Annotated in this window: 8 protein-coding genes; 5 read left to right on the top strand and 3 right to left on the bottom strand. The window is 51.1% G+C overall.

From position 1 onward, the window contains the following. Positions 1-296: 296 nt before the first annotated feature. Positions 297-1,955, top strand: coding sequence for an ATP-dependent endonuclease (locus tag NNO03_RS09300; protein WP_271441347.1), 1,659 nt, complete (start codon positions 297-299; stop codon positions 1,953-1,955). Here NNO03_RS09300 and NNO03_RS09305 read toward each other — a convergent pair. Continuing rightward, positions 1,952-2,902 (bottom strand): VirK/YbjX family protein, encoded by a 951-nt coding sequence (locus NNO03_RS09305; RefSeq protein ID WP_271449356.1) that lies wholly within the window; start codon positions 2,900-2,902, stop codon positions 1,952-1,954. The two genes, NNO03_RS09300 and NNO03_RS09305, sit on opposite strands and share 4 nt — an antisense overlap. Before the next feature lie 162 nt (positions 2,903-3,064). Between NNO03_RS09305 and macA the strand changes: the two genes are divergently transcribed. Together macA and macB are read left to right on the top strand one after the other, a co-directional pair. Next, the gene (gene macA / locus NNO03_RS09310; RefSeq protein WP_040231863.1) at positions 3,065-4,180 is read left to right on the top strand and encodes a macrolide transporter subunit MacA; all 1,116 of its coding nucleotides are present in this window, start codon (positions 3,065-3,067) and stop codon (positions 4,178-4,180) included. Beyond that, the gene (gene macB, locus NNO03_RS09315; RefSeq protein ID WP_271449357.1) at positions 4,177-6,123 is read left to right on the top strand and encodes a macrolide ABC transporter ATP-binding protein/permease MacB; all 1,947 of its coding nucleotides are present in this window, start codon (positions 4,177-4,179) and stop codon (positions 6,121-6,123) included. Before macA ends, macB begins: the two co-directional genes overlap by 4 nt. An 84-nt stretch (positions 6,124-6,207) precedes the next feature. Here macB and cspD read toward each other — a convergent pair whose 3' ends face one another. Continuing rightward, the gene (gene cspD, locus NNO03_RS09320) at positions 6,208-6,432 is read right to left on the bottom strand and encodes a cold shock-like protein CspD (RefSeq protein ID WP_005128369.1); all 225 of its coding nucleotides are present in this window, start codon (positions 6,430-6,432) and stop codon (positions 6,208-6,210) included. Between the two features lie 322 nt (positions 6,433-6,754). On the opposite strand from cspD, the gene clpS reads away from it, so the two are divergent. Together clpS and clpA are read left to right on the top strand one after the other, a co-directional pair. Then, positions 6,755-7,075, top strand: coding sequence for an ATP-dependent Clp protease adapter ClpS (gene clpS, locus NNO03_RS09325; RefSeq protein WP_271441351.1), 321 nt, complete (start codon positions 6,755-6,757; stop codon positions 7,073-7,075). A 30-nt stretch (positions 7,076-7,105) separates the two neighbouring features. After that, positions 7,106-9,382: an ATP-dependent Clp protease ATP-binding subunit ClpA gene (gene clpA, locus NNO03_RS09330; protein ID WP_040231864.1), complete on the top strand. Its 2,277-nt coding sequence runs from the start codon at positions 7,106-7,108 to the stop codon at positions 9,380-9,382. A gap of 268 nt (positions 9,383-9,650) precedes the next feature. Here the strand turns inward: clpA and yegQ are convergent, their stop codons facing one another. Next, a complete protein-coding gene (gene yegQ / locus NNO03_RS09335; protein WP_271441353.1) occupies positions 9,651-11,012 on the bottom strand; it encodes a tRNA 5-hydroxyuridine modification protein YegQ in 1,362 nt (453 codons plus the stop codon). Positions 11,013-11,093: the final 81 nt, after the last annotated feature.

Genomic DNA, 11,093 nt, shown 5'->3' on the forward strand with positions numbered 1-11,093 from the left:
GATTAAAGCGCGCTTATTTTAGAAAAAAATCTCATCCCTTCGCCACTTAAATTAATAAAAAAATTTGATTTAAGGCAATGTGATGCGAATCCTTTTTGGAGTTCAGGTGAATAAAGCATAGTTCAGTTATCAGAAATCTGATGATTGCGTCTGAAATTATATTCAAAAGTAATTTTTAAAGAGAATATTCTTAACTCTTTCGATTTATCTGCGGATGAGATCGGGTGTTCTGAGCGCTCGCTTACCGTTATACTCCTGATAACTTGAAGGAAAAAGTGAGCATTTCCGGAGGCTATATGATTCTCGAACGCGTTGAGATTGTTGGGTTTCGTGGTATTAATCGGCTGTCGTTGATGCTGGAGCAAAACAACGTGCTGATTGGGGAGAACGCGTGGGGTAAGTCCAGCCTGCTGGATGCGTTAACCTTGCTGTTGTCGCCAGAGTCGGATTTGTACCACTTTGACCGCGAAGATTTCTGGTTCCCGCCGGGTGACATCCAGGGCCGGGAACATCATCTGCATATTGTCCTGACGTTTCGTGAATCTCAACCGGGTCGCCATCGTGTGCGCCGATATCGCCCGTTAGAAGCGTGCTGGTCGCCGTGCTCCGATAACTATCACCGTATTTTCTATCGTCTGGAAGGCGAGTGTGCTGATGACGGCAGCGTCCTGACATTACGCAGTTTTCTTGATGGCGAAGGCCACCCGTTACCCATCGACAATATTAACGAACAGGCGCGTCATCTGGTGCGTTTGATGCCAGTACTGCGTTTACGTGATGCGCGTTTTATGCGGCGGATCCGTAATGGAACGGTGCCGGATTCCGCGGATGTTGAGGTGACTGCGCGTCAACTGGATTTTATGGCGCGTGAGTTGGCCACCCGACCGCAGAATCTGACGGATGGGCAGATTCGCCAGGGGCTGTCAGCGATGGTTCAACTGCTGGAGCACTACTTTTCGGAACAAGGTTCGGGTCAGTCGCGCTATCGTCTGATGCGCCGACGCTCCAACAACGAGCAACGCAGCTGGCGTTATCTGGATATTATCAACCGTATGATTGATAAACCTGGGGGGCGCACGCACCGTGTGATTCTGCTGGGGCTGTTTTCCACGCTATTACAGGCCAAAGGGTCACTAAGACTGGATAAAGACGCTCGTCCGTTGCTACTGGTAGAAGATCCTGAAACGCGGTTACACCCCATTATGTTGTCCGTTGCCTGGCAATTGTTGAACCTGCTTCCCCTCCAGCGCGTGACGACGACCAACTCTGGTGAATTGTTGTCGCTCACGCCCGTAGAACATGTTGTCCGACTGGTACGAGAATCTTCCCGCGTCGCCGCCTGGCGACTGGGACCGGGAGGACTCAATGCGGAAGACGGGCGGCGCATTGCCTTCCATATCCGTTTTAATCGGGCGTCTTCACTGTTTGCCCGTTGCTGGCTGTTGGTGGAGGGAGAAACAGAAACATGGGTCATCAACGAGCTGGCTCGTCAGTGTGGGCATCACTTTGATGCCGAAGGGATTAAAGTCATTGAATTTGCCCAGTCTGGGCTTAAACCCCTGGTGAAGTTTGCCCGCCGGATGGGAATTGAGTGGCATGTGCTGGTCGATGGCGATGAGGCGGGGAAAAAGTATGCGGCCACGGTACGCAGTCTGTTGAACGATGACAAAGAGGAAGAGCGCGAGCATTTGACCATGTTACCTGCGTTGGACATGGAACACTTTATGTATCGCCAGGGGTTCTCGGACGTCTTTCATCGGGTGGCGCAAATACCGGAAAATGTGCCGATGAATATGCGGAAAATTATAGCGAAGGCGATCCATCGCTCGTCAAAACCGGATTTGGCGATTGAAGTGGCAATGGAAGCGGGGCGACGCGGTGTTGAAGCGGTGCCAACGTTGCTGCGGAAAATGTTTTCCCGCGTGCTGTGGTTAGCACGCGGGCGAGCGGATTAGCGGCGGAACATGACTGATAACTGCGAGTGGATACTGTCGAGTAACTGATAGCGGCGGCGATATTCCGCGCGCTTCTTACTGGCAATATCTGCTTCGCTTTTACGCGCTAGCGTACGCGGAATATGATAGTAGCCATTGCTGTCACATTCGCCGCCAACTGACTCCCAAAATGAATTGTAGTCAGAATGAATAACCTTGTTTTTATCATGGTAGCGCTGGCTGCGAAAAATATGCTGGTCATTGCTGACGGCCAGTACTTGTTCAATATTCAATTGTTCTGCAAAACGACAAATAGCTTCCATTACAATACGTTTAGGGAACAAACCATGGCATGATTTTGTCGCTTTTTGAATTTCTTCGTGCGGCATTAATCGGTTACCCCCCTGCAAGCCGCCAATAAAAAGCGCGCTGCGCCCTTCATAGTTGCACAGGGTGAAGGTCATTTCTGCTAATGTCTCGCCCTCACTATTACGGACAAGAATGGTACTTTCACCTTCTTTATCCAGGGCGATAAATGAGGACATTATAATGGTGTATATTGCGTTATCTTTGCCTTCAATTTGTGCCAGTTGCAACCCATCTGCACTTAAATAATCATTAAACTCTTTCGATGAAAAAGCGTTGCGGATAACATTGTAATGAAAACGCACAGCATCGAGTTTTGCTTTACGGTCAAGGTTGACTGCGAGATATGCGCGATGCAGGCGAACCGGTATACGGGGTTGGATCGCGAGAATTTTCTCGAGATCCGGCCATTGCGCCAGCTCAGCCATCCATTCACGTGTTAATCGTGGCATCAGCAATGAGCGCCATACAAACTTACGGCGAAAGCTTCGTTGATGCCAAAATTTACCTGGCCGCCATTGTCCGGTTGTCAGACGACAAAAAAGACTAAAACTTGTGGCGGGTCTGGAAGAATGAAAAGTGCTTTCTGTTAGCTGGCTCATAATAACAATCCAATAGATACTCTGATACTAATTTCAGCACAGCGGACCTTAACGGTTCATCAATAACTCTGTTATTCTTTGCACTTTTCAACGCCTGTTAATTTATCGTTGATGTTTATCACTCCACTCTGGTGGGCGTATTGGGGGACACTGGTACATTTTATGAAGCTCAAGGGAAAAATTAAAAAACGTTATTTTCTCCTCGCCATCATCATTATTGTGGCGATGATTTCACTTTGGCGAACGCTTAATGCGCCACTACCTCAGTATCAAACGCTAATTGTACGTCCAGGCGATCTCCAGCAAAGTGTGCTGGCCACCGGGAAACTGGATGCGTTACGCAAAGTTGATGTTGGTGCACAGGTGAGTGGGCAGTTAAAAACGCTGTCAGTAGCCATTGGCGATAAAGTTAAAAAAGATCAGTTGCTCGGTGTTATCGATCCTGAGCAGGCACAAAACCAAATCAAAGAAGTTGAAGCGACACTCATGGAGCTGCGGGCTCAGCGTTTGCAGGCTGAAGCTGAGTGGAAACTGGCGCGCGTAACGCTTTCTCGGCAGCAACAACTGGCGAAAACGCAGGCGGTTTCGCAGCAGGATCTCGACACAGCAGCGACCGAAATGGCGGTCAAGCAGGCACAGATTGGCACTATTGATGCGCAAATTAAGCGTAATCAGGCTTCCCTTGATACGGCAAAAACGAACCTCGATTACACGCGAATCGTCGCGCCAATGGCGGGTGAAGTGACGCAAATCACCACCCTCCAGGGACAAACCGTGATTGCCGCCCAACAGGCACCCAACATTTTGACGTTGGCAGATATGAGCACCATGCTGGTAAAAGCGCAGGTCTCCGAGGCCGATGTTATTCACCTGCAGCCGGGCCAAAAAGCCTGGTTCACTGTGCTGGGCGATCCGCAGACACGGTACGAAGGCGTGCTCAAAGATGTCCTTCCGACGCCTGAGAAGGTGAATGACGCCATTTTCTACTATGCGCGCTTCGAAGTGCCTAACCCGAAAGGGATCCTGCGCCTTGATATGACCGCACAAGTGCACATCCAGCTCACCGACGTTAAAAATGTGCTGACGATCCCGTTGTCGGCGTTGGGCGATCCTATTGGCAACAACCGCTATAACGTCAGGCTGCTGCGCAATGGTGAAACTCGCGAACGCGAAGTGGTCATCGGTGCCCGTAATGATACCGACGTAGAAATTGTGAAAGGGTTGGAAGAGGGGGATGAAGTGATCACCGGTGAGGGTAAAGCGGGAGTGGCACAATGACGGCATTGCTTGAGTTGAGCAATATCCGCCGCAGTTACCCGTCAGGCGAGGGACAGGTCGAGGTATTAAAGGACGTTTCCTTGCGCATTCAGGCCGGGGAAATGGTGGCGATTGTCGGGGCGTCTGGCTCGGGTAAATCGACGCTGATGAACATTCTGGGATGTCTGGACAAGCCAACCAGTGGAACCTATCGGGTTGCGGGGCGGGATGTTTCTACACTGGATAGCGATGCGTTAGCACAACTGCGGCGTGAGCATTTTGGCTTTATCTTCCAGCGTTATCATTTGCTGTCACATTTAACGGCGGCACAAAATGTTGAAGTCCCGGCGGTGTATGCCGGGACTGAACGCAAGCAGCGTCTGGCTCGTGCTCAGGAATTACTTCAGCGTCTGGGATTGGGTGACCGGGTTGATTATCAGCCTTCCCAGCTTTCCGGAGGCCAGCAGCAACGTGTCAGTATTGCACGTGCGTTGATGAACGGTGGTCAGGTTATTCTGGCCGATGAACCCACTGGCGCGTTGGACAGCCGCTCCGGCGAAGAGGTGATGGCTATTCTGCATCAGCTACGCGATCGCGGGCATACGGTCATTATCGTCACGCACGACAGCCAGGTTGCCGCCCAGGCAGAACGCGTCATTGAAATTCGTGATGGCGAGATTGTGCGTAATCCACCATCACAAAAGCCCGCTACCGGACGTGATATTGCTGAACCAACGGTGACGACGGCTTCTGGCTGGAGCCAGTTTGTCAGCGGTTTTCGTGAAGCATTGACCATGGCCTGGCTGGCCATGGCCGCCAACAAGATGCGTACACTGCTCACCATGCTGGGTATTATCATCGGCATCGCGTCGGTGGTATCGATTGTGGTGGTGGGCGATGCGGCAAAACAACTGGTGCTGGCAGACATCCGAGCGATTGGTACGAATACTATCGATATCTATCCAGGCAAGGATTTCGGTGATGACGATCCACAATATCAGCAGGCGCTGAAGTATGACGATTTAGTGGCGATTCAGAAGCAACCCTGGGTCAGTTCCGTTACGCCTGCGGTATCAAAGAACCTACGCCTGCGCTATGGCAATATTGATGTCGCCGCCAGCGCGAATGGCGTTAGCGGTGATTACTTCAACGTCTATGGCATGACGTTCAGTGAAGGCGCCACCTTTAATGCAGAGCAACTGGCGGGGCGGGCACAGGTGGTGGTGCTCGACAGCAATACCCGACGTCAGTTGTTCCCCAGCAAAGCGAAAGTGGTGGGTGAAGTTATTCTGGTGGGAAATATGCCAGCCACCGTCATTGGCGTTGCGGAAGAAAAACAATCGATGTTTGGCAGCAGTAAGATCCTGCGCGTCTGGCTGCCCTACAGCACTATGTCAGGACGGATCATGGGGCAATCGTGGTTAAACTCTATTACCGTGCGGGTAAAAGAGGGGTTTGATAGCGCCCAGGCCGAGCAGCAACTTACCCGTCTGTTATCGCTGCGTCATGGCAAAAAAGATTTCTTCACCTGGAACATGGATGGCATCTTGAAAACCGCCGAAAAAACCACACGTACATTACAGCTCTTTCTGACGCTGGTAGCGGTGATTTCGCTGGTGGTAGGCGGGATCGGCGTGATGAACATTATGCTGGTTTCGGTGACAGAGCGTACGCGTGAAATCGGCATTAGGATGGCAGTGGGGGCGCGGGCCAGTGATGTGCTACAGCAGTTCTTAATTGAGGCTGTGCTGGTGTGCCTGGTGGGAGGCGCGCTCGGTATCAGTTTGTCGATGTTAATTGCCTTTACGCTACAACTGTTCCTGCCCGGGTGGGAAATTGGTTTCTCTCCTGTCGCGCTGTTAACGGCTTTCTTGTGTTCAACCGCCACCGGAATTTTGTTTGGCTGGCTTCCGGCCCGTAATGCAGCGCGTCTGGATCCCGTGGATGCTTTGGCGCGAGAATAACGCGTTGTATTGCATAAGAAATAAAAATGCCAGCCTCAGGGGCTGGCATTTTGTCTGCGGGATGTACACAATGAGACAGAAGAGCTATGCGACAGCTTCTGCTTCAATGACGGGCACGATAAGACTGGCATGATTGCCTTTTGGCCCCTGGTGGACATCAAACTGGACAGACTGTCCGGCTTTTAGCGTTCTGTAACCATCCATCTGAATGGTGGAGTAATGGGCGAAGATATCTTCACCACCGCCTTCGGGGCAGATGAAACCAAACCCTTTGGCATTATTGAACCACTTAACAGTACCCGTTTCCATACTTCGACATCCTTCGTAAATCTTATATAAGTAAGATGGAATGAACCGGTGGCGGAGTGGGGGCTGTTCAAAACCTCGCCAACTCTCGAAACTACAATTTAGAGAAATCAGGCGAGGCGTCAAGCGCCAGGCAGGTGGAATAGGGTAAAAATGCATCAAAATTTGAAGCAGTTAACGCTATTGTCGGATATGTGACAGATGTCGCGGATGACACTGATAGATGATAGTTATCTAATACTTGAGGTAGATTGATTGTGCGCATAGGCTCTTGTCAGCGGCAAGTTATTCTGCCGGTAACCGTAACTGAAGATGACGACTGACAATGAGTAAGACGAACGACTGGCTGGATTTCGAACAGCTGGCGGAAGACAAATTGCGCGACGCGCTAAAACCGCCATCTATGTATAAAGTGATATTAGTCAATGATGATTACACTCCGATGGAGTTTGTTATTGACGTGTTACAAAAATTCTTTTCTTATGATGTAGAACGTGCAACGCAACTGATGCTTGCCGTTCACTATCAAGGTAAAGCCATCTGCGGCGTATTTACCGCCGAGGTTGCTGAAACCAAAGTGGCGATGGTGAACAAATATGCGAGGGAAAACGAGCATCCGTTGCTGTGTACGCTGGAAAAAGCCTGAATGCAGCCATAAATATTGGGGGAGGTGCCTATGCTCAATCAAGAACTGGAACTCAGTTTAAACATGGCTTTCGCCAGAGCGCGCGAGCACCGACATGAGTTTATGACCGTCGAGCACTTGTTACTGGCGTTGCTCAGTAACCCATCGGCCCGCGAAGCGCTGGAAGCGTGTTCTGTGGATCTGGTGGCGCTCCGTCAGGAACTCGAAGCCTTCATTGAACAAACCACACCCGTATTGCCTGCCAGCGAAGAAGAGCGCGACACGCAGCCGACGCTGAGTTTTCAGCGTGTTTTGCAACGTGCTGTCTTTCATGTTCAGTCCTCCGGGCGCAATGAAGTGACTGGCGCTAATGTGCTGGTTGCTATCTTCAGCGAGCAGGAATCACAGGCGGCCTATCTGCTGCGTAAGCATGAAGTCAGTCGCCTGGACGTGGTGAATTTCATTTCTCATGGCACGCGTAAAGACGAACCGAGTCAGTCTTCTGACTCCGGGAATCAGCCAAATAACGAAGAGCAAGCTGGCGGGGAGGACCGTATGGAGAACTTCACGACTAACCTTAACCAGCTGGCTCGCGTGGGCGGGATTGATCCGCTTATTGGCCGCGAAAAAGAGCTGGAGCGCGCCATTCAGGTACTGTGTCGTCGCCGTAAAAATAACCCACTGCTGGTGGGGGAATCCGGCGTGGGGAAAACGGCGATTGCCGAAGGTCTCGCCTGGCGTATTGTCCAGGGGGATGTGCCGGAAGTGATGGCTGATTGTACGCTGTACTCTCTGGATATCGGTTCATTGCTGGCGGGTACCAAATACCGCGGTGATTTTGAGAAACGCTTTAAGGCGCTGCTGAAGCAACTGGAGCAGGATACTAACAGCATCCTGTTTATCGATGAGATCCACACTATTATCGGTGCGGGTGCGGCATCGGGCGGCCAGGTGGATGCCGCTAACCTGATCAAGCCGCTGCTCTCCAGCGGGAAAATTCGTGTGATAGGTTCAACCACCTATCAGGAATTCAGCAATATCTTTGAGAAAGACCGTGCGTTAGCGCGTCGCTTCCAGAAGATCGATATCACTGAGCCGTCAGTGGAAGAGACCGTGCAGATCATCAACGGTCTGAAACCGAAGTACGAAGCGCACCATGACGTTCGCTACACCGCCAAAGCGGTACGTGCAGCGGTCGAACTGGCGGTGAAATACATTAACGATCGTCATCTGCCGGATAAAGCGATTGACGTGATTGATGAAGCGGGCGCACGTGCGCGTCTGATGCCGGTCAGCAAGCGCAAGAAAACCGTCAACGTGGCAGATATCGAGTCCGTCGTGGCCCGCATTGCACGGATCCCAGAGAAGAGCGTTTCGCAGAGCGATCGTGATACGCTGAAAAATCTGGGCAACCGCCTGAAAATGCTGGTATTTGGGCAGGATAAAGCCATTGAAGCACTGACCGAAGCGATCAAAATGAGCCGTGCCGGTCTGGGTCATGAGCATAAACCTGTCGGTTCGTTCCTGTTCGCCGGACCGACTGGCGTTGGTAAGACCGAAGTCACGGTGCAGTTGTCTAAAGCGCTGGGCATCGAACTGCTGCGTTTTGATATGTCCGAATATATGGAACGTCATACTGTCAGCCGCTTGATTGGTGCGCCTCCAGGGTATGTCGGTTTCGACCAGGGCGGTTTACTGACCGATGCGGTGATTAAACATCCGCATGCTGTACTGCTGCTGGATGAAATTGAAAAAGCGCACCCGGATGTCTTTAACCTGCTGCTGCAGGTTATGGATAACGGTACGCTGACTGACAATAACGGGCGCAAAGCAGATTTCCGCAACGTAGTGCTGGTGATGACGACCAACGCCGGGGTACGTGAAACTGAGCGTAAATCGATTGGGCTTATTCATCAGGACAACAGTACTGATGCGATGGGCGAAATCAAAAAAGTGTTTACGCCGGAATTCCGTAACCGCCTCGACAACATTATCTGGTTCGATCATCTCTCTACTGAGGTGATTCATCAGGTGGTGGATAAATTTATTGTCGAGCTGCAGGTTCAGCTGGATCAGAAAGGTGTCTCTCTGGAAGTGAGTCAGGAAGCACGTAACTGGCTGGCGGAAAAAGGTTACGACCGCGCAATGGGCGCACGTCCGATGACGCGAGTGGTTCAGGACAACCTGAAAAAACCATTGGCCAACGAATTGTTGTTTGGTTCGCTGGTGGATGGCGGTCAGGTTACCGTCGCGCTGGATAAAGAAAAAAATGAGCTGACCTATGGTTTCCAGAGTGCGCAAAAGCACAAGCCAGAAGCTGCACATTGATTTCTAATCACATAATAAGCCGGGCGTAATGCCCGGTTTTTTTTGCCTGAAAGTCGTGATTTGAATGGGGGGAGCTCAAAGAGTTTAAACGGCAGGTAAAAAATAAGCCTGCGTAAGGGAGATTACGCAGGCTAAGGAGGTGGTTCCTGGTACAGCTAGCATTTATGGGTTATGTTTTTCAGCGGGTGGGATAATACCCTTAATGAACGAAACGGTATGTGATCGATTTCTAAGAATCTTCCGAACGCTGAAAAATAACCGTAATTAACTACTTAGCATGTGGATTGCGCGTGGACTCACCGGCAAAATTACGCATCAGTAATGCATAATTCAGATCGATATCCTGCGGTACGGGCATCCATACGGTATAACCATCACCAGGCGCAACTGGCATAGCTTCGCCTTTGGCGTTTTCCATCTGCTCAAGGGTGAAATTGACGTTACCCTGCGGCGTCATCAGCTCCAGACTGTCACCGACGGTGAATTTGTTTTTCACCAGCACAGCAGCCAGATCGCCTTTGCGTTCGCCAGTGAATTCACCGACAAACTGCTGACGTTCGGAAACAGAAAAACCGTATTCGTAGTTCTGATAGTCGTCATGCGTATGGCGGCGCAGGAATCCTTCGGTATAACCACGGTGCGCCAGGCCTTCCAGTGTTTCCAGCAGTTGCGGATCGAACGGTTTACCGGCTGCAGCATCGTCAATGGCTTTACGATAAACCTGTGCGGTACGGGCGCAGTAATAGTAAGACTTGGTGCGGCCTTCGATTTTCAGCGAATGCACGCCCATCTGGGTCAGGCGCTCAACGTGGGCAATTGCGCGTAAATCTTTTGAGTTCATGATGTAAGTGCCGTGTTCGTCTTCGAACGCGGTCATGTATTCACCCGGACGCTGGGCTTCTTCAATCATAAACACTTTGTCCGTAGGTGCGCCGATCCCAAGCGTTGGTTCCACGTTTTGTACCGGGATGGGTTCGTATTTGTGCACGATATTACCCACCACATCTTCTTTGCCTTCCTGCACGTTGTATTCCCAGCGGCAGGCATTGGTACAGGTACCCTGGTTAGGGTCGCGCTTGTTGATGTAGCCGGAGAGCAGGCAGCGGCCGGAGTAGGCCATGCACAGCGCACCGTGAACGAAGATTTCAATCTCCATATCCGGAACCTGGGTGCGGATCTCTTCAATTTCTTCCAGCGACAGTTCGCGGGACAGGATAACGCGGGTCAGGCCCATTTGTTTCCAGAACTTCACCGTTGCCCAGTTTACGGCGTTAGCCTGTACTGACAGATGAATATCCATATCAGGGAAGTGTTCACGTACCAGCATGATCAGGCCTGGATCGGACATGATCAGTGCATCCGGCCCCATTTCCACAACGGGTTTCAGGTCACGAATGAAGGTTTTCAGCTTGGCGTTATGCGGGGCAATGTTAACCACCACATAGAATTTTTTACCCAGTTCATGGGCCTCATTAATGCCGAGCTGCAGGTTTTCGTGATTGAATTCGTTGTTGCGCACACGCAGAGAGTAACGCGGTTGACCCGCATACACAGCATCTGCGCCATAGGCGAAAGCGTAACGCATATTTTTCAGCGTTCCCGCCGGGGAAAGGAGTTCCGGTTTAAACATAATTTTCTCGTTCTGATGACAGGTCAGACTCGCTTCACTGAATGAAGCGGTTGGGGGAGTGCCCCCATATTAAGGGCGGGC

The organism is Citrobacter sp. Igbk 16 (assembly GCF_028069755.1).
Taxonomy (GTDB): domain Bacteria; phylum Pseudomonadota; class Gammaproteobacteria; order Enterobacterales; family Enterobacteriaceae; genus Citrobacter.

Bases quoted from the DNA above. Each gene is read 5' to 3' on its own strand.
- clpS (WP_271441351.1), top strand. From the start codon at position 6,755: ATGAGTAAGACGAACGACTGGCTGGATTTCGAACAGCTGGCGGAAGAC.
- macA (WP_040231863.1), top strand. From the start codon at position 3,065: ATGAAGCTCAAGGGAAAAATTAAAAAACGTTATTTTCTCCTCGCCATC.
- NNO03_RS09305 (WP_271449356.1), bottom strand. From the start codon at position 2,902: ATGAGCCAGCTAACAGAAAGCACTTTTCATTCTTCCAGACCCGCCACA.
- cspD (WP_005128369.1), bottom strand. From the start codon at position 6,432: ATGGAAACGGGTACTGTTAAGTGGTTCAATAATGCCAAAGGGTTTGGT.
- yegQ (WP_271441353.1), bottom strand. From the start codon at position 11,012: ATGTTTAAACCGGAACTCCTTTCCCCGGCGGGAACGCTGAAAAATATG.
- NNO03_RS09300 (WP_271441347.1), top strand. From the start codon at position 297: ATGATTCTCGAACGCGTTGAGATTGTTGGGTTTCGTGGTATTAATCGG.
- clpA (WP_040231864.1), top strand. From the start codon at position 7,106: ATGCTCAATCAAGAACTGGAACTCAGTTTAAACATGGCTTTCGCCAGA.
- macB (WP_271449357.1), top strand. From the start codon at position 4,177: ATGACGGCATTGCTTGAGTTGAGCAATATCCGCCGCAGTTACCCGTCA.